This is a genomic window from Streptomyces sp. NPDC048254 (genome assembly GCF_043201895.1).
In the GTDB taxonomy this organism is placed as follows: domain Bacteria; phylum Actinomycetota; class Actinomycetes; order Streptomycetales; family Streptomycetaceae; genus Streptomyces.
This window is the reverse complement of sequence record NZ_JBICZJ010000010.1, coordinates 115,558-134,126: the sequence shown is the minus strand read 5'-3', so window position 1 is coordinate 134,126 and position 18,569 is coordinate 115,558. Positions and strand designations below refer to the sequence as shown.

13 protein-coding genes and 1 tRNA gene are annotated in these 18,569 nt (G+C 71.9%); 8 read left to right on the top strand and 6 right to left on the bottom strand.

Features of this window, described 5'->3' with window-relative positions; translation table 11 throughout:
• Positions 1-22: 22 nt before the first annotated feature.
• Both ACGFZQ_RS27420 and ACGFZQ_RS27415 read right to left on the bottom strand, forming a co-directional pair.
• Positions 23-2,602, bottom strand: a complete 2,580-nt coding sequence (locus ACGFZQ_RS27420; protein ID WP_393842539.1) for an ABC transporter permease — start codon at positions 2,600-2,602, stop codon at positions 23-25.
• Positions 2,599-3,387: an ABC transporter ATP-binding protein gene (locus ACGFZQ_RS27415; RefSeq protein ID WP_393842538.1), complete on the bottom strand. Its 789-nt coding sequence runs from the start codon at positions 3,385-3,387 to the stop codon at positions 2,599-2,601. The genes ACGFZQ_RS27420 and ACGFZQ_RS27415 overlap by 4 nt, the downstream gene beginning before the upstream one ends.
• 429 nt (positions 3,388-3,816) lie before the next feature.
• Between ACGFZQ_RS27415 and ACGFZQ_RS27410 the strand changes: the two genes are divergently transcribed.
• From ACGFZQ_RS27410 to ACGFZQ_RS27400, 3 genes are all read left to right on the top strand, one after another.
• On the top strand, positions 3,817-5,328 hold the full coding sequence (locus tag ACGFZQ_RS27410; protein WP_393842537.1) for an MFS transporter: 1,512 nt from the start codon (positions 3,817-3,819) through the stop codon (positions 5,326-5,328).
• 227 nt (positions 5,329-5,555) lie between these two features.
• The gene (locus ACGFZQ_RS27405) at positions 5,556-5,966 is read left to right on the top strand and encodes a DUF485 domain-containing protein (RefSeq protein ID WP_393842536.1); all 411 of its coding nucleotides are present in this window, start codon (positions 5,556-5,558) and stop codon (positions 5,964-5,966) included.
• The gene (locus tag ACGFZQ_RS27400; RefSeq protein WP_351738881.1) at positions 5,963-7,582 is read left to right on the top strand and encodes a cation acetate symporter; all 1,620 of its coding nucleotides are present in this window, start codon (positions 5,963-5,965) and stop codon (positions 7,580-7,582) included. The genes ACGFZQ_RS27405 and ACGFZQ_RS27400 overlap by 4 nt, the downstream gene beginning before the upstream one ends.
• Before the next feature lie 78 nt (positions 7,583-7,660).
• Here the strand turns inward: ACGFZQ_RS27400 and ACGFZQ_RS27395 are convergent, their stop codons facing one another.
• The 3 genes from ACGFZQ_RS27395 to ACGFZQ_RS27385 all read right to left on the bottom strand — a co-directional run bounded on the left by ACGFZQ_RS27395 (position 7,661) and on the right by ACGFZQ_RS27385 (position 13,008).
• Positions 7,661-8,548, bottom strand: coding sequence for a cellulose-binding protein (locus tag ACGFZQ_RS27395; protein WP_393842535.1), 888 nt, complete (start codon positions 8,546-8,548; stop codon positions 7,661-7,663).
• A 300-nt stretch (positions 8,549-8,848) separates the two neighbouring features.
• Positions 8,849-11,983, bottom strand: a complete 3,135-nt coding sequence (locus ACGFZQ_RS27390) for an SUKH-4 family immunity protein (protein ID WP_393842534.1) — start codon at positions 11,981-11,983, stop codon at positions 8,849-8,851.
• An 8-nt stretch (positions 11,984-11,991) separates the two neighbouring features.
• The gene (locus ACGFZQ_RS27385; protein WP_393842533.1) at positions 11,992-13,008 is read right to left on the bottom strand and encodes an HNH endonuclease; all 1,017 of its coding nucleotides are present in this window, start codon (positions 13,006-13,008) and stop codon (positions 11,992-11,994) included.
• Positions 13,009-13,305: 297 nt separating this feature from the next.
• On the opposite strand from ACGFZQ_RS27385, the gene ACGFZQ_RS27380 reads away from it, so the two are divergent.
• Together ACGFZQ_RS27380 and ACGFZQ_RS27375 are read left to right on the top strand one after the other, a co-directional pair.
• On the top strand, positions 13,306-13,845 hold the full coding sequence (locus ACGFZQ_RS27380) for a YwqJ-related putative deaminase (protein WP_393842532.1): 540 nt from the start codon (positions 13,306-13,308) through the stop codon (positions 13,843-13,845).
• Positions 13,846-13,964: 119 nt separating this feature from the next.
• Complete coding sequence (locus ACGFZQ_RS27375; RefSeq protein WP_351738891.1) at positions 13,965-14,462, top strand: SUKH-3 domain-containing protein; 498 nt, start codon at positions 13,965-13,967, stop codon at positions 14,460-14,462.
• Positions 14,463-14,541: 79 nt separating this feature from the next.
• Here ACGFZQ_RS27375 and ACGFZQ_RS27370 read toward each other — a convergent pair whose 3' ends face one another.
• Positions 14,542-15,855 (bottom strand): sensor histidine kinase, encoded by a 1,314-nt coding sequence (locus ACGFZQ_RS27370; RefSeq protein ID WP_393842531.1) that lies wholly within the window; start codon positions 15,853-15,855, stop codon positions 14,542-14,544.
• A gap of 166 nt (positions 15,856-16,021) precedes the next feature.
• Between ACGFZQ_RS27370 and ACGFZQ_RS27365 the strand changes: the two genes are divergently transcribed.
• The 3 genes from ACGFZQ_RS27365 to glmU all read left to right on the top strand — a co-directional run bounded on the left by ACGFZQ_RS27365 (position 16,022) and on the right by glmU (position 18,549).
• A complete protein-coding gene (locus tag ACGFZQ_RS27365) occupies positions 16,022-16,882 on the top strand; it encodes a hypothetical protein (RefSeq protein ID WP_393842530.1) in 861 nt (286 codons plus the stop codon).
• 22 nt (positions 16,883-16,904) lie between these two features.
• Positions 16,905-16,976, top strand: a tRNA-Gln gene (locus tag ACGFZQ_RS27360).
• Between the two features lie 124 nt (positions 16,977-17,100).
• Positions 17,101-18,549, top strand: a complete 1,449-nt coding sequence (glmU, locus tag ACGFZQ_RS27355) for a bifunctional UDP-N-acetylglucosamine diphosphorylase/glucosamine-1-phosphate N-acetyltransferase GlmU (RefSeq protein WP_393842529.1) — start codon at positions 17,101-17,103, stop codon at positions 18,547-18,549.
• The last annotated feature ends 20 nt before the right edge of the window (positions 18,550-18,569 follow it).

Genomic DNA, 18,569 nt, shown 5'->3' with positions numbered 1-18,569 from the left:
GGTCGGTCCCGTCTCGGTCCCGTCAGTCCGTCGCGATCGCGTTCAGGACGTTCATGCGGCCCGCCCGGAACGCCGGGACCAGTGCGGCGAACAGGCCCACGAAGGCCGAGCCGAGGAAGACCCCGGTGATCGTCGGCCAGGGGATCTCCAGGACCTTCAGGCCCTGCAGGGCGAGCAGCTTCTGGGCGGTGGCACCCCAGCCCATGCCGAGCCCCAGGCCCAGCAGGGCGCCGAAGAGGGCGATCACCACGGACTCCATGCGGATCATCCGGCGCAGCTGCCGCCGCGACAGACCGATCGCCCGCATCAGGCCGATCTCCCTCGTCCGCTCGACCACCGAGAGCGCCAGGGTGTTCACGACACCGAGGACCGCGACGATGATCGCCAGGGCGAGCAGCCCGTAGATCAGGTTCAGCAGCTGGCCGATCTGGTCCTTCAGTGCGTCCTTGTAGTCGGTCTGGTCACGCACGGTGTACTGCGGGTAGTCGTGCAGCGCGCTCTTGAGCGACTTGTACGCGCTGTCCTGCTGCCCGTCCTTGGCGGTGGCGAAGACCAGGTCGTCGAGCGGCATCTTGTCGGCCGGCACGTACTTGGCGAGCGTGGCGATCGACATGTACTTGGATCCGGCGTCGATGAGGCCGTCGCTGCTGGTGATCGCCCGGACCGTCAGCCGGGCCGTCCGCCCCTCGTTGAACTTGAGGGTGATCTTCGAGCCGAGGTGGATGCCGTGCGCCTCGGCGAACTTGTCGTACACGGACATCGAGTCCGGCAGATAGGCGTCCGCGAGGTTTCCGGCGACGGTCTTGGTGCGCAGGTCGGTCGCGTACGTCGGGTCGGCCGCCGTGATGTCGGTGTCCTTGAGCGTCTTGCCGTCGGGAGTGGTGTAGTCGGCCTCGGTGACCCGGTACTCGGTGACCCGCGCGAGCCCCTGGGTGTCCTTGACGGCCTTGACCGCCTGCGGGGTGATCCGCTGGCCGCTGTCGGACTGGATGATGAAGTCCGTGCCGACGGTCTTGTCGAGCTGGTCGGTGGCGGAGGCGACCATGGAGGAGCCGACCACCGAGAGACAGGCGACCAGCGCGAGCCCGATCATCAGGGCGGCGCCCGTCGCACCGGTACGGCGCGGGTTGCGCAGCGCGTTGCGTTCGGCCATGCGCCCGACGGGGCCGAACATCCGCAGCAGGACGGCGCCCAGGACCCGTACGACGGCGCCCGCGAGCAGCGGGCCGATGACGACGAACCCGATCAGCGAGAGCACGATGCCGAGGCCGAGCCAGGCCGAGCCTTCCTTGGCCTTGTCCGCGGCCGAGGCCAGGTAGAGGCCGTAGCCGCCCGCGCCGGTCAGCGCGAGGCCCACCAGGGCGCGTATCCGGCCCGCCCTGGCGTCCGCGGGGGCACCCGCGTCGCGCAGCGCGGCCATCGGGGAGACCTTGCCGGCCCGCCGCGCGGGCAGGTAGGCGGCCAGGACGGTGACGACGACCCCGAGGACCAGGCCGAGCGCCGGGGTCGTCCAGGCGACCGTCAGATCGCTGGTCGACAGGTGCATGCCTATCGAGCCCATGAGCTTCATCAGCCCGACCGCGATGCCGACGCCCGCGCCGACCCCGAGGACCGAGCCGACCACACCGAGCAGCAGCGCCTCGACGAGCACGGACCGGTTGACCTGGCCGCGGCTGGAGCCGACGGCCCGCATCAGGCCGATCTCGCGGGTGCGCTGGGCGACCAGCATCGAAAAGGTGTTGATGATCAGGAAGATGCCGACCAGGAAGGCGATCCCGGCGAAGCCGAGCATCGCGTACCTCATGACGTCCATGAGGCTCTCGACGTCCTTCTGGTTGGCGTCGGCCGTCTCCTTGGCGGTCTGCACCTGGTAGCCGGCGCCGAGTTCGCCGGTCACGTTCTTCTTCAGCTGCGCGTCGGTGACACCGGACGCGGCCGTCACGTTGACGTTCGTGAAGACACCGCTCTGCCCGACGAGCGTGCGCTGCGCGGTCTTCGTGTCCAGGTAGAAGATCGCGGCACCGGGGTTGGTGACGGTGAAGTCGGCGATGCCGGAGATCTTCGCGGTGTGCGTGCCGACCGCGCTGATCACGCCGATCTCGTCGCCGAGCCCGAGGTGGTGCTTGTCGGCGGTGTCGGCGTCCACCATGACCTGGCCGGAGTTCTGCGGCGCCGCACCGGAGGTGATCTTCATGGTGCGGGCGTCGTTGGAGTTCCAGCTGCCGACGATGGTCGGCGCCCCGCTGGACGGCGACAGGCTGTCCTTCTTGGCGTCGACGACGGTCACGGACGTCGAGAAGACCGTTCCCTCGGCCGCCTTGACACCGTCCGCCGCACGGACCTTGGTGACCACCGAGGCCGGCATGACCGGCGGCTTGCCGTTGTCGGAGGTCGTCTCGCCGGTGTCGGAGGCGCCCTTGGCGCTGACCGTCACATCGGACGAGGTCGCCGCGAACAGCTTGTCGAACGTCGTGTTCATCGTGTCGGTGAACACCAGCGTGCCGCACACGAACGCCACCGACAGCAGCACGGCGACGGCCGACAGGGCCATGCGTCCCTTGTGCGCGAAGAAGTTGCGCCTGGAGGTCTTCATGACGGTCATGACGTACGCCCCCGCGCGTCGAAGTCCTTCATGCGGTCCAGGACGGCGTCCGCGGTCGGCTTGAACATCTCGTCCACGATCCGGCCGTCGGCGAGGTAGAGCACACGGTCCGCGTAGGAGGCGGCCACCGGGTCGTGCGTGACCATCACGATCGTCTGCCCCAGGTCGTCGACGGAGCTGCGCAGGAAGCCGAGGACCTCCGCGCCCGCCCGGGAGTCGAGGTTTCCGGTCGGCTCGTCACCGAAGATGATCTCGGGGCGCGCGGCGAGGGCGCGCGCCACGGCCACGCGCTGCTGCTGACCGCCCGAGAGCTGTGTGGGGCGGTGCTTGAGCCGGTCCGCGAGCCCCACGGTGTCGACCACGCGCCCCAGCCACTCCTTGTCGGGCTTGCGCCCGGCGATGTCCATGGGCAGCGTGATGTTCTCCAGCGCGTTCAGCGTCGGCAGCAGGTTGAACGCCTGGAAGATGAACCCGATCCGGTCCCGGCGCAGCTTCGTGAGCTTCTTGTCCTTCAGGCCGGTGATCTCGGTCTCGTCCAGGTGGATCTGACCGCTCGTCACGGTGTCGAGTCCGGCGAGGCAGTGCATCAGGGTGGACTTGCCGGACCCCGAGGGGCCCATGATCGCGGTGAACTGCCCCCGCGCGATGTCCACGTCGACGTGGTCGAGAGCGACGACACGGGTCTCTCCGGACCCGTACGCCTTGACGACCTGCCGCGCCCGCGCGGCAACGGCCGTACGCCCTCCAGTACCCCCGTGCCTGGGAATGGTCACAGCCGATGTCACGGTATGTCTCCTAAGTCGGTCAGCGAACGAACGGCACGGTGCCGCGCTCTGCTGCGAAGCGTTTGGTACGACGATGAGTCTCGCGGTGTGCGGCGTTGCTCCGCGCTGGTGCGAAGCCCCGTCTTTCCCGGGGGGTAAACCCCACCCCCGCCGGTTCGGTCAACCGCCCCCCGGCGGCGTAAAGCCAGGTTAAGGACGGCAGGGGTGCCGTCTCCTCCTCCGGCGGTACGAACCCTCCCCGAGCCGTAGTACGGAGAACCCCCTAGGGGATGTCCACCGCCGGGTGGAGTCCTTCTCCGGGTCCGGCTCCACCCTTCGGCGCGGTCAGCCTCCCCTCTCTCCTCGCGTGAGGGTCAAGTGGATGCGCACTCCCGCCAGGTCGGAGCGGATGGGAAGCTGTCGCACGCGACATAGATGCAAGGGGAACGCATGGGGAGGGGATCCGGCGTGGAGAACACCAGACCCGCGATACGCGCGGCCGGGCGCGATGCCGGGACGGGCCGGCGGGGGGCCGTGGTGGCCGCCCTGATGCTCGCGATGGCGCTGGCCGCGCTCGACTCCACCGTCGTCTCCACCGCCGTACCGCAGATCGTCGGCGACCTCGGCGGGTTCTCCGTCTTCTCCTGGCTGTTCTCCGGCTATCTGCTGGCCGTGACGGTGACGCTGCCGGTGTACGGCAAGCTCTCCGACACCTTCGGCCGCAAGCCGGTACTGGTCGCGGGGGCCATGGTGTTCCTGCTGGGGTCGCTGCTGTGCGCGGCCGCCTGGAACATGACGGCGCTGATCGCGTTCCGGATCGTGCAGGGCCTCGGCGGGGGCGCGCTGCAGGGCACCGTGCAGACCCTGGCTGCCGACCTGTACCCGCTCAAGGAGCGCCCCAAGATCCAGTCCAAGCTGTCCACGGTGTGGGCGGTCTCCGCGGTCGCCGGGCCGGGGCTCGGCGGGGTGCTGGCCACGTACGCGGACTGGCGGTGGATCTTCCTCGTCAATCTGCCGATCGGCGCGGCGGCGCTCTGGCTGATAGTGCGTCATCTGCACGAGCCGGAGCGCGCGCCGCGCACGCCCCCGCGGGTGGACTGGGCGGGCGCGCTGGCGGTCTTCGCGTGCGGGGGCGTGCTGCTGACGGCGCTCGTGCAGGGCGGGGTGGCGTGGGCGTGGTGGTCCGCGCCGTCGTGCGCGCTGTTCGCCACCGGGCTCGCGCTGGTGGGGCTCGTGATGTGGATCGAGCGCCGGGCCGCGGAACCGATCATCCCGCGCTGGGTGTGGCGCCGTCGTACGATCGCGGCCGTCAACCTCGCGCTCGGCGCGCTGGGCCTGCTGATGGTGGCGCCGACGGTGTTCCTGCCCACCTACGCGCAGTCGGTCCTCGGTCTCGCGCCGGTGGCCGCCGGATTCGTGCTGTCGGTGTGGACGCTGAGCTGGCCGATCTCGGCGGCGTTCAGCCAGCACGTGTACCGGCGCATCGGCTTCCGTGACACCGCGCTGCTCGGCATCGGCGCGGCCGCGCTGATCCTGTTCGCCTTCCCCTTCCTGCCCTACCCCGGCGCCGCCTGGCAGCCGACGCTGCTCATGCTGGTGCTGGGCGGCGCGCTCGGCCTGTTCCAGCTGCCGCTGATCGTCGGCGTGCAGTCGACGGTGGGCTGGGAGGAGCGGGGCACGACGACCGCGTCGGTGCTCTTCTGCCGGCAGACCGGGCAGACGATCGGCGCCTCGGTGTTCGGCGCGATCGCCAACGGGGTGCTCGCGGCCCACCTGGGCGGCGCCGGCGACCTCGACTCCGTCACGCGCGCGCTGGACGACGGAACCGCCCCCGAATCCACCCGCCACGCGATCGCCGACGCGGTCCACGCCGTGTACTTCGGAGCGGCGGGCGCGGCGGCACTGGCGTTCCTCGTCCTGCTGTTCGTGGCACCGCGACGCTTCCCGGTCCTCACGGACTGACGCCTGACCCTGCGTCAACACGGTCCCCGGGAACCGACTCCCACCCCTCGGTTAACGCGGGTAACACCCGAGGTCAGGCACCCTCTCGCCCAGTAAGCGCATACCGGTCGGCCAGTTGGCGAAAAACACCGCGAGCTCCGGCTACTTGCGAGTAGGGTGCGTGACCCCGCTCCCTCCTCTCCCTGCGGTCCGCCGCCACGGACCCGAGCCACGCAAGGAGCACCGGGATGTCCCAGGACCCTTCCCCGCGCGATCCGTCGTACCTCACCTACCCCTGGCAGCCGCTGCCGCCGGAGCCGCCGAAACCCCGTCATGCGCCGCACCGGGAGCCGGTCGGCCACCCCAGCGACCTGCGGGTGCTGCGCGGCGCCTACCGCCTCCAGCGGCGCACCGCGACCCTCACCGCGCTCGGCTACTTCACCCTGTTCCTGGTGCTCTCCGCGTTCGCCCCGCGCGTGATGACGAGCACGGTCACCGACGGCGTACCCGCCGGCCTGCTCCTCGCCCTTCTCCAACTGCCCGTCACCTGGCTGGCGATCGCCCTGTACGAGCACACCGCGCGCCGCCACGTCGACCCGCTCGCCGACCGCATCCGCAGAACGGCGGAACTGGACGCCAGGCGAGGAGCCGTACGGTGACCGGCTTCAGCGACTCCGCGCAGTCCATGTCCCTGGTGTCCCTGGTCGCCTTCACCGCCGTCGCCACGCTCACCCTCCTGCTGTGCGTGCTGACCGGCCCGGACCGCGACGACCTCGACGCCTTCTACACCGGCTACGGCTCCCTCTCCCCGCTGCGCAACGGCCTGGCCATCGCCGGCGACTACATCTCCGCGGCCACCGTCCTCGGCACCGGCGGCGTGATCGCCCTGTGCGGCTACGACGGCGTCGTCCTCGCCCTCAGCACGGCACTGTCACTGATGCTGCTGATGTTCCTGCTGGCCGAACCGCTGCGCAACGCGGGCCGGTTCACCATGGGCGACGCGCTGGCCCGCCGGATGCCCGGCCGGTGCGTACGGATCACGGCCTGCGCGGTGACCATCGCCGCCCTGCTGCCGCTGATGCTGGTCCAGCTCGCCGGCGCCGGCCAGCTGATGGCGTTCATCCTCGGCTTCTCCGACGAGTCCGTGCAGACCGGCTGCGTCATCGGCCTCGGCGCGCTGATGATCAGCTACGCGGCCATCGGCGGCATGAAGGGCACCGCCCTCATCCAGATCCTGAAGATCGTGATGCTGCTCGGTTCCGGCACGGTGGTCGCCCTGCTGATCCTGCACCGCTTCGACTGGGATCCCGGCGCCCTGCTCACCGCGGCGGCCCGGGGCAGCGGCGCCGGAACCGCCTACCTGCACTCCGGACTCCAGTTCGCCGCCGGACCCAACCCCCGGCTGGACATGATCAGTTCGGAGCTGACCATCGTCCTCGGCGGCGCCTGCCTGCCGCACATCACCATGCGCATGTACACCGCCGCCGGCGCCCGCCAGGTCCGCCGCTCGATGTCCTGGGCCGTGTCGAGCGTCGCCCTGTTCGTCCTGATCATCAGCGTCGTCGGCTTCGGCGCCACCGCCCTGGTCGGCCGTACCGCCATCACCGCCGCCGACCCGCAGGGCAACACCGCCTATCTGCTCGGCTCCCGCGCGGCGTTCGGAACCGACGTGTCGACGGCGGGAACCCTGCTCTTCACCACCGTCACCACGGCGATCTTCCTCACCCTGCTCGCCTCCGTCGCCGGCATGATCCTCGCCTGCGCCAACTCCCTCGCCCACGACCTCCTCGCGACCCGCGCCCAGGAGACACCGGCCCGGCGCGAGATGAAACTCGCCCGCGTCTGCGCGCTCGCCATAGGAGTCCCCACGATCCTCCTGGCGACCCTGGTCCAGCACCACAGCCTGCAGCCCCTGGCCACCCTCTCCTTCTGCCTCGGCGCCTCGGCCCTCGCCCCCGCCCTGGTCTACGGCCTCTTCTGGCGCCGTTACACCCGCACCGGCCTGATGTGCACCCTTCTCGGCGGCACCCTCACCGTGCTCCTCCTGATGCCGGGCACGAACCTGGTCTCCGGCTCACCGGGTTCCGCCTTCCCGCATGCCGACTTCAACTGGTTCCCCTTCACCACCACCGGCATCGTCTCCATCCCGGCCGGCTTCCTCCTGGGATGGCTGGGGACGGTCGCCTCCGGCCGGCGCGGGGCGGCGGAACAGCGCCGGCAGTACGAGGCGGTGGAGGGCTGGATCCTCGCGGGCGCCGGGCGCCGGGGGGCCTGAGCGGAGCGAGGGTGGTGGGTCGGGCTGGGCCGGGCCGGGCCGGGTTGGGCTGGCGGCGTGAGGGCGTGGGGCGGGGCGCTATTCGGCCGTCGCACGCCCCGTCAGGGTCATGAGGCTGTCGCGCATGTGGTCCATGTGCGCCTGTACGTCGTCCCAGGTCTCCCCGTGCTCGCGCAGCACCCGCTCGGTCTCCCGCGCGATGCGCTCCTCCCGGACCCGCGCCTCCGCGAGGATCTCGTCGGCACGCACCCGTGCCGCCTCCTGCGAACGGTGCTCCCACTCCTCCGCCTCGCCCAGGGCCCGCTTCGCCTCGGACAGGGCGGCCTCCGCACGGGCGATGCGGTCGGCCATCTGCGCATCGGCCTCGGCGGCGCGCGCGGCCTCCTCGTCCTCCGCCTCGATCCAGCGTTCGGCGTGCTCCTTGGCCTGCTCGGCGAGCATCCCGGTGGTGCGCTGCCGCAGCTCGCGCAAGGCCGCGAGAGCCTCGCCGCGCGCCTCCTTCACCTCCAGCCGCGCGCTGATGCGGATCTCGTCGGCCTCGGCGCGCGCGGCGAGAAGCAGCTGGCGGGCACGTTCCTCGGCGTCCGCGCGGAGCGCGTCCGCCGCTTCCTGCGCCGCACAGCGCTCGTTCTCAGCGCACGTCTCCGCCTGCACAACCCCGTCGATCAGAGCGCGCCGGGCGTTCTCGCGAACGGCCGACGCCTCGTCCACCACGAGCCGGAACACCCGCTGCGCGCGGTCCCCGAGCGTCTCGTAGGTCTGGGGCGGGAGCTGCTCGACGACGGCACGCATCCGCACGGCCTCCGCCTCCATGTCCTTGGCGAGCACGGTGAGCCGCGCGGCACGCTCCCACGCGGCGTCCCTGTCCAGCGAGAGCGCCACCAGGAACGCGTCGATCTGGTCGGGGCGGTAACCACGCCCCCGGACGGTCACGAAGCCGTACGGCGACATCGATGCGCTGCTCACCCTGGAACCCCTCTCCGCGGACCCGCACGAAATGATGATTTCGCGCACATCTTGATGGATAGGGCGTAAGTGTTCATAACGCGACACTCCGCAGACATGTCACGGCCGAAGCGTCGCGTCTCGTATCGAGGCCCGCGAGAGCACCAAGGGGCGCGAACGCACAGCCGCGCGCCCCGCGGTCGCGGTACCGGCCCAGCACCCCCGCCCGACCCGATCCCGGGTCAAGACGTGCACACGCGCGTGGGGGCCGGTCCGGTCACCCGACCGGACCGGCCCCCACCGGTCGTTCCTACCGCCGCGTTACAGCAGGCCGTCCCACATCTGCTCCAGCAGCACCGACCACCAGCTCTCCGGCGAACCGAGCGCCGCCGGGTCCAGGGAGGCCAACTGGGCCTGGAAGTCGACGGTCCAGCGGCCCGCCTGCTCCTGGTTCAGGCCGAACCTGAGCCGCCACATCCGGCCCAGCAGCGCCAGGCAGCGCGCGAACTCCGGCAGCCCGGTGTTGACGAACTGCGGCGGCACGGACGCCCCGCCCGGCCCCGCCTCCACCGGCACGGCCACGATGTTGGCGGTGCCGTACTGCACACAGACCGCCTTGCCGAAGTCGGTGCCCATCACGAGGTACGACCCCGCGTCCGGCGCCGGCTGCACCCCGCGCTCCTGTGCCAGCTCCGCCAGCGTCGGCACCGGACGGCCCGGCTGGGCCTGCGCCCAGAAGAACGGCCCCATGTCCAGCGGCAGTCCCGCCGCGACCAGCGTGTGCGCCACGATCGGCGGCACACCCTGCCGCGACACCGCCGCCTGCTCGAACCGGAACACGCCCGGCCCGAACGCCGCTCCCAGCTCCTGCGCGATCGCCTCAGGCGGGATCGGCGGCGCCGCCTGGACCTGCGGCAACGGCGCCCGCACCGGCGCGGGCCGCGCGGGACCCGCGGCCACCTGGTGCAGCTCGCCCTGGTGCGCCAGCAACTGCCGCATCCCCTGCTGCCGGCTCGCGTGATCCGTCCCGTACGGCGCGATGCTCGCGAGCCGCGCCTGCGGCCACTGCTCCCGGATCATCCGCGCACAGTAGGCGCCCGGCAGTTCGCACGGCTCCAGCTCCGTGTGCAGCTCCAGCACCTGGTCCGGTGGCACGTTCATCGCCCGCAGCTCGTGGTAGATCTGCCACTCCGGGTGCGGCGTCCCCGGCGCCGAACGCCGGATCAGCTGCTGCTCCGAACCGTCCTGCGCGCGGTAGCGCAGCACCGCCTGGTAGCCGGGGCCCACGGTCGGCTGCCCCTGCTGCGGGTAGCCGTACGCCGACGGCTGCTGCCCCGGCCCGGGCTGCCCGGGCGGAGGCATCGCACCGGCCGCCATCGGCGGCGGCATCTGCTGGGCGCCCGGCGGCATACCGGGGGCGCCCGGGGCCGCGGGTACGCCGGGGGCGGGTGGGGGCAGCGGTGCGCCCGGGGCGCCCACCGGAGGCGCGGCCAAGACGGTCTCCGCGTGGTGGACCGCCCCACGCGCACCACCGGCAGAGCCTTGGACACCGGGCGCGGGAGGCACGCCGGGGGCGCCCGGGGCTTGCGGTGCGCCCGGGGCGAAAGGTGCACCCGGGGCGTGCGACAGCGGCGGTGCGCCGGGCGCCGGGGGTACACCCGGGGCGCCCTGTGCTCCAGGAGCGCCGGGCGGATTCGGCATGCCCGGGGCTCGCGGGGGCTGAGGCGCGCCCGCTCCCATTCCGCTCGGGTCGGCCAGCATCGTGTCCGACCGATGGACATCGCCGGGCGGCGTGCCACCCGGAGCACCCGGCGCACCGGGCGGGTTGGGGGCGCCCGGCGGAGTCTGCGCGCCCGGCGCCTGCGCCGGCCCCCCAGGCCCCTCGGGACCCAACGCCGACACCATCTGCGTCGGCGCATACCCGCCCGCCGGCGCACCCGGCGCGGGCGGCTGGGGCGTGCCTCCCGGGCGTGCGCCCGGCGTTCCCGGGGCGCCCGGCGGCGGAGGCGGCGCACCGGCCGCACCACGCGCCTTGCGCGGAGGAGGTGCGGCCCGGCTCGTCGCGGCGTCGGCTATGTCACCGGCGTTCGGTGCCAGAGGGCGGCTCGGCGCGGCCGGACCCGCCGGAGGCCGGGGCGCGGCCGGAGCACCGGCCGGCGCCTGCGGGTAGCCGTAGCTCTGAGCGGCGGGGCCCTGCGGATAGCCGTAAGAAGGCGCGGGCGGAGCCGCGGGCGCCGGCGGATTGGCCGACGCGCCCGGCGCGCCCGGCACGGGCGTGCCCGGAGCCGCCGCCGGCCCCTGCGGGTAGCCGTACGTCGGGGCGCCCGGCGGAGGCGGCGGGGGCGTGCTGCCCTGCGGCGCGCCGGGCGCGGCGGCCGCGCCGTGCGCCCCGGGTGCACCCGGCATCCCCGGCGCACCAGCAGCTCCAGGCGCCCGCGATACACCACCCTGCACACCGTGCGCGCCCTGCCCGCCCTGCCCGCCCGGCGCGCTCGCGTCGTCGAGCGCCGGAGACACCGCCGTGGGCGGCAGTTGGCTGCCTCCCGCCATCAGCGCGGTCTCGGCGTCCCCCAGCGCACCGTCGTCGGAGTCGCTCAGCGGCGGTGCGAACACCGTCGCGGGCAACGGCACGGAACGATCCTCACCGGCATCGCCGTTCGTGTCGGTGCCCGCCCAAGGGGTCGCGCCGGCAGGCACGTTGGGTACGCCCGGCGCACCAGGCGCACCCTGCGCCCCGGCAGCCGCCCCCGCGCCCGCACCCACTCCGGCGCCACCCGCGCCACCGGCACCGCCCCCGGCCGCCGGCCAAGAAGCCCCACTCCCCCCTGCCGGACCAACCCCGGCACCAACCCCACCAACCCCACCAACCCCACCGGCACCTGCCGGCACCCCCGCCTCAGTCTCCGCAAGCCCACCGGACCCCATCCCCGACCCCACACCGGAACCCGCACGAGCCCCCACCCCGGCACCCATACCTGAGCCCGCACCGGCCCCCACACCGGAACCCACACCGGAGCCCACCCCGGACCCCCCGGCCGCCCCCTCGGCCGACGCCCCGTCACCTCCCGATCGCCGATCCGGGATACCCAGCTTGTCCGCCGCCTCCTGGAGCCACTCCGGCGGGCTCAACAGGAACGAGGTCTGGTTCAGGTCGACCCGTGCCGCGGGCGCCGGTACCGCGTCGGCGACCTCCGCCTCACGGCCGTACTCCTCCTCGTACCGGCGGATCACCTCGCCCACCGGCAGCGCCGGCCACAGCGTCGCGTCGCCGCTGTCCCGGGCGATGACCAGCCGCTGCCCGCCCGCGTCCGAACGCGGGCCCTCCGCCCGGTCCTCGCCCCACACCACGAACCCGAGGCCGAACTCCCGTACCCGCACCTCACGGTGCTGGTACGCCGGCACGTCCCCGTTGATCCACTCCTCCGCGCGCTCCTGCGCCTGCGCGAACGTCACCATGCCGAAACTCACTCCCCCGAGCCAACAGAGACGGCACGGGCGAAACCGCCGTCCACCATCAGGTTCGCCACCGTCTCCAGTTCCGGCGGGGAGCCCGCCAGCCCGGACAGGAACACGTCGAAGTCCTCACCGCAGGGCAGCAGCAGCCGCTCCACCCGCTCGGCCGGCGACCACGTCGGATCCACGTCGCGTACGTCGTCGTACGCGCAGAACCACACCGAGCCGAGCCGGTCGCCCTTCACCTTCACCGCCAGCAGACCGCCCTGCACGAAGCACACGCCCAGGTAGTCCTTGGTCAGATGGTCGCGCAGGCACTTGTTGACGTACACGAGGTCGTTGACCGCCGCCTCGTCGCGGACCGTGAAGAACGGCTGGTCGATGAGCAGACCGAGTTCGGCGTCCAGCGCCGTACCGACCGGCGCGCACCCGCCCGCCGCCTTCAGGAAGGAGCGGTACGCACCCGGCAACCGGTAGCCGAGGTCCTCCTCGACACCCTGCACCTGCGATTCCGACACGGCCACGCCCGACTTGGGCAGCCCGACATGGGCCGGGCGCGTCTCCTGCAGCGGGCGCGTGCCCCGCTTGCCCTGGTCCACCCGGGCCGTCGCCACCCCGCCGTGATGCCGCAGCAACGCCTTCACCTCGACCGGGACCAGCTCCAGCCGCCGCGACCTGGCCACGTGATGCCACGTCCAGCCGTGCGGCGTCGCCACCGGCGGGACCGTGTCCCACAGTTCATGCCCGGAGGCGGACAGCACGGCGTTCGCCGACACGTAGTCCGTCAGCCGCAACTCGTCGACGCCGAAGCCCTCCGGCGGGTCCGCGATCTCCGCCGCCGCGCGCGCGTAGGGCGAGAAATCGGGGTAGCCGTGCTCGTCGACGCGTACCCCTCTCGGGTGACGTGCCGCCCGGACCGGATCCGGGAAATGCACGACCTGCCCGGCGTAGGCCGAGTTCGGCGGCACGGCTTGTCCTCCGGCCTGGCGGCTGGGCGGTGCCCCCAGCCCGAGCCGACCTGTCGTCATGACGGTTGCCCCCTGCGGCACTCTGTACGAACCGAAACCGCACCCCAAAGCGCGCCACGGCCCGTATCCGGCTGTCTCTCCCACGTCCCAGACGCGTCGACCGCGCCCATCGCGGTGCCGACAGCCTATGCGGTACGCGAACCCCGGTCACCGGGCCTCCGCTTCCGTGACCAGCCGTCACCCTGCCGTGACAGCCTGCCCAAACCCGGGCGTGTCGCACCGCCCCAGCTTCCGCACCCGCCACGGGATTTGGCAGTCTGTGACTTTCGGGGGGATGCCCGGGAGGGGAAGACGATCATGAACGTCACACAGACGGGACCGCACACCGCCATGCCCGGCGCCAGTCACGGCGCCACCAACGGCGACCCCCGCATCGGCTGGAGCAGCTCCGAAATACCTCCCGCGCCCGCCCTCCGGCACCGCCGCGACGGCATCCTGCCCACCGTCGCCGCCGCCCTCTCGGTCCGCGGCGCCACCCTCACCGGCACCGCGGCCCGCGGCGACCAGCCGCCCCCGCTGCACCCGCTGGTCCAGGAGTTCCTCGACACCCTGCCCAGCGGACAACGCGACCGTTTCACCGGCCGCTGCGCCGAGGCCATCCTCATCTCACGGCACATCGCCTCCGCCGACAGCGCCCGCAGCAAACGAGCCACCCGCAAACCCATGACCAACGGCGAAGCCCGCAAAGCCCTCAAGCAGGCCAAGCTCACCGCCCGCCGCATACGCGAGGACGGCGACCCCCTGCACGGCAGCTTCGCCGCCCCCTGCCGGGCCTGCTCCGCCCTCACCGCCCACTTCGGCGTCCGCATCGTCGACCCCACCGCCACCGACGACTGACGCACACCCACAGCACACCCACAGCCACGCAGCACCCCGCTCCACCACCCACGCAACACACCACCACCGCCGCCCCGCACCCGCACCCGCACCCGCACACGCACACGAACTAAGGACAGATGCACCCCGACCGCACCTCCACCACCCGCTTCTCCGTGCCCGTCGACGCAGCTCTGCGCGCCGCCGGCTGGCAACCCGGACGCTGGGACATAAAACAGGCCGAGGTCTGGGCCGACGCCCTCCGCGAGCACGCCTCACCCGCCGGACACCGGCACACCGTCTTCCCCGCCGCCGTAGAAGCCTGGGCCGAATTCGGCGGCCTGCACATCAACCCCACCGGGCCCGGCCGCCAGATCGCCCCCGCCACCCTCCACCTCGACCCCCTGCACGGCCTGCACCTGGCCCGTACCCTCGGCGACCTCGGCCGCGCCCTGGACACCGAGGTCTGCCCGCTGGGCGCGGAGACCGAGACCCACTCGCTCCTCGCCATCGACGCCGAGGGCCGCGTCTACACCCTCGACCACACCGGCGACTGGTACGTGGGCCCCGACATCGACCACGGCCTCACCACCCTCATCGCAGGCGTCGAACCCCAACGCCTCACCACCCACGCCTGACCGGCACCCACCCGCCCCGACCGGCGACCGACAGCCACCGGCTCACCCACCCACCCACCCACTCACTCACCAAAACCGCTCACGCCGCCGGAATCACCGCCGACACCCGGAAACCCCCCGCGTCCGTCGGCCCGGACACGAACACCCCGCCGAGCCCCAGCACCCGCTCGCGCATGCCCACCAGACCGTTGCCGCCGGACGGCAGGCCCGCCGAGGCCGCCGACGCCGGTTCCGGCGGTGGCTCGTTCTCCACCTGCATCGCGATCTCCGCCATCCGATGCGCCAGCCGCACATGGGTCTTGGCGCCCGCCGCGTGCTTGTGGACGTTCGTCAACGCCTCCTGCACCACCCGGTACGCCGTCTGTTCCACCTCGACCGCGTACGACCGCGCGTCCCCCTCCACCGACAGATCGACCACCATCCCGGCCGCCGCCGACTGCCCGATCAGCTCCTCCAGCTCCGACAGATACGGCCCCTCCTCCTCGGCCACCCGCGAAGCCGCCACCGCGGCGGCCACCCCCACCGCGGCCAACGGCAAGGCCGCGGACGCCGGCACCGTACGACGCCGGTCACCTTCCCCGGAGCGCAGCACCCCCAGCATCTCCCGCAGCTCCGTCAGCGCCTGGCGCCCCATGTCACCCACCAGTGCCGCGTTCTTCACGGCCTTCTCCGGGTCCTTCCGCGCCACCGCCTGCAACGCCGCCGCATGCACCACCATCAGGCTCACCCGATGCGCGACGACGTCGTGCATCTCCCGCGCGATCCGCGTCCGTTCCTCGCCCCGCGCCCACTCCGCACGCTCCTCGGCGCGCTCCGCGAGCAGCTGGAGCTCCCGCTCCAGGCTGTCCGCCCGCTCCCTCAGGCTCTCCATCAGCCGCCGCCGCGCGCCCACGTAGAGGCCCAGCAGCACCGGAGGCGCGGTCAGCCCCAGCGAGGTCGCCAGCGCCGCGAAGGGGACGAACCAGTCCCCGAGCGTGAGATCCCCGCGTGCCATGCTCTGCCGCACCCGCACGAACGTCACGATCAACGTGCCCAGCAGGGTCATCCCCGACAGCGCCACGATGATCCGGCGCGGTACCTCGGCCGCGGCGAGGGTGTAGAGGCCGACGATGCCCATCAGGAAGCCCATCTGGGCCGGAGTGATCGCGATCGACACGAGCACGACGGCGATCGGCCATTTCCTGCGCAGCAACAGCACCGAGCCGGCCAGCAAACCGAACACGGTCCCGGCAGACACCGGAACCCCCGCATCCCGTGCGAACGGGATGCCCTCGGCGCCGCACTCCAGCGCCGACACCAGCGCCAGACCACCGTCCAGCGCCGCACTACGCCACCGCGACCACCACCACGGCCCTGCCAAGGCCGTCGTGCGGTCTGCCCCCGTCGTGGTCATGCGTCCAGCCTACGGGCGCGAGGGTGGGCTTTTCCGGTGAGTTTCGTCTACTGGCCTGCACCACCCTCCGTAACCGAACAACACCGAAACCCACCGGTATCCCTCGAACTGCTGAACCACGCTCGTTCGGCGCCGGAATCGATCATTCCACCCGGACGGTATGCCCATGGCACATCCACACACCAAATATCAGGACTTCGAAGGGCTCCGGGAGCAAGCGGTGGCGCTGCGGCGGGCCGGACTCAGCCGTCGCCAGATCCGCGACCGGCTGCACGTGGACAACAACGACATCCTCAACCGCCTCCTGGAGGGCGAGCCGCCCCCGGAATGGACGAAGCGACCGAACGCGAAGGACGACTTGCGGGGCAAAGCGCGAGAGCTACGGCTCCAGGGCTGGACGTACGACCGGATCCAGGTGGAGCTGGGGTGCTCGAAGAGTTCGATCTCGTTGTGGGTACGGGACCTGCCGAGGCCGGAGCGGAAGCGCACGCCCGAGGAGTCCTCGGCGATCGCCAGGCGAGGCCAGGAGGCAACCCTGCAACGCCGCGAGAACGAACGCCGGCACGCCAAGGCGACCGCCGAACAGGCCGTCGGCGAGCTGTCCGACCGTGAAGTCTTCCTGACGGGCGTGGCCCTCTATTGGGCAGAGGGCTCCAAGGACAAGTCGTACAACCGTCGCGAGAGACTGCAATTCATCAACAGCGACCCGAACGTGATCAGCTTCTACCTACACTGGCTCAGCATGCTCGGCGTGGAGCGAGAGCGCCTGCGCTTCCGGGTGAGCATCCACGAGTCGGCCAATGTGTCGGCCGTCGAGGAGTTCTGGGCAGATCTGGCGGGCGTGAAGCCTTCCGAATTCCAGAGGACCACCATCAAGAAGCACAACCCGAGGACGAGCCGCAAGAACACCTCGGAAGCATATCGAGGCTGCCTGACCATCTATGTACTCAAGAGCGCCGACTTGTATCGTCGCATGGAAGGCGCCTGGTACGGCATAGTAGGAGGCGCCGCTCGACGACCCGACTGAATGTCCGGTTTCGTCGATATGTTCCCCCGTGGTGTAATTGGCAGCACTGTGGCTTTTGGTGCCATCTGTCCGGGTTCGAGTCCTGGCGGGGGAGCCGCACTCTTTCCGGCCCTGACCGCTGACAGTCCCGTCAGGGCCCGCTCTCATGTCCCCCACGAAACGCCCCGGTATCCTGCGGATGTCACCCCCACCCATCCAAAAAGCCGAAGGGCAACTCCGTGAGCGCCATTCGCCCGGCAGCCGTCGTCGTTCTCGCAGCGGGTGAGGGCACCCGTATGAAGTCGGCCACACCCAAGGTCCTGCACGACATCTGTGGCCGTTCCCTGGTGGGTCATGTGCTCGCCGCCTCCCGTGAGTTGGACCCCGAGAACCTGGTCGTCGTCGTCGGGCACGCGCGCGAGCAGGTCGGCACGCATCTCGCTGCGGTCGACCCGGCCGTCCGTACGGCCGTGCAGGAGCGGCAGAACGGCACCGGGCACGCGGTGCGGATGGCGCTGGAGGAGCTGGGCGGCGCGGTCGACGGGACCGTCGTGGTCGTCTGCGGTGACACTCCGCTGCTCACCGGCGAGACCCTCGCCCGGCTCGCCGGGACCCACCACGCCGACGGCAATGCCGTGACCGTGCTGACCGCCGAGGTCCCGGACGCGACCGGTTACGGCCGTATCGTGCGCGACGACGCGTCCGGCGTCGTGACGGCCATCGTCGAGCACAAGGACGCCTCCGACGCGCAGCGGGCGATCCGGGAGATCAACTCGGGTGTGTTCGCGTTCGACGGGCAGCTGCTCGCGGACGCGCTGGGGAAGGTGCGCACGGACAACAGCCAGGGCGAGGAGTATCTGACGGACGTGCTGGGGATCCTGCGCGAGGCCGGGCACCGGGTCGGTGCGTCGGTCGCCGCCGACCACCGCGAGATCGCCGGGATCAACAACCGGGTGCAGCTGGCGGAGGCCCGCCGGATCCTCAACGACCGGCTGCTGGAGCGGGCGATGCTGGACGGCGTCACGGTCGTGGACCCGGCGACCACCTGGATCGACGTGACGGTCACCTTCGAGCGGGACGCCATCGTCCACCCGGGGACGCAGCTGCAGGGCTCCACGCACCTCGGCGAGGGCGCCGAGGTCGGGCCGAACTGCCGGCTGAAGGACACCCGGGTCGGCGCCGGGGCGCGGGTGGACAACACGGTGGCCGATTCCGCCCATGTCGGTCCGAACGCGACCGTGGGACCGTATGCCTATCTGCGGGCGGGGACGCGGCTGGGGGCCAAGGGGAAGATCGGCACCTATGTGGAGACCAAGAACGCCAAGATCGGGGAGGGGAGCAAGGTCCCGCATCTCTCCTACGTGGGCGACGCGACGATCGGCGAGTACTCGAACATCGGCGCGGCGAGCGTGTTCGTGAACTACGACGGTGAGAACAAGCACCACACCACCGTCGGGTCGCACTGCAAGACGGGTTCGGACAACATGTTTGTGGCGCCTGTCACGGTCGGGGACGGTGCATACACCGCTGCCGGGTCTGTGATCACGAAGGACGTACCGCCCGGTTCGCTGGCCGTGGCCCGCGGTCAGCAGCGGAATATCGAGGGCTGGGTGGCCCGGAAGCGTCCGGGGAGCTCGGCGGCGAAGGCCGCCGAGGCGGCTTCCCGGCAGGGCGCGAGCGAGGACTGACCGGAAACAGGTGCGCCGAA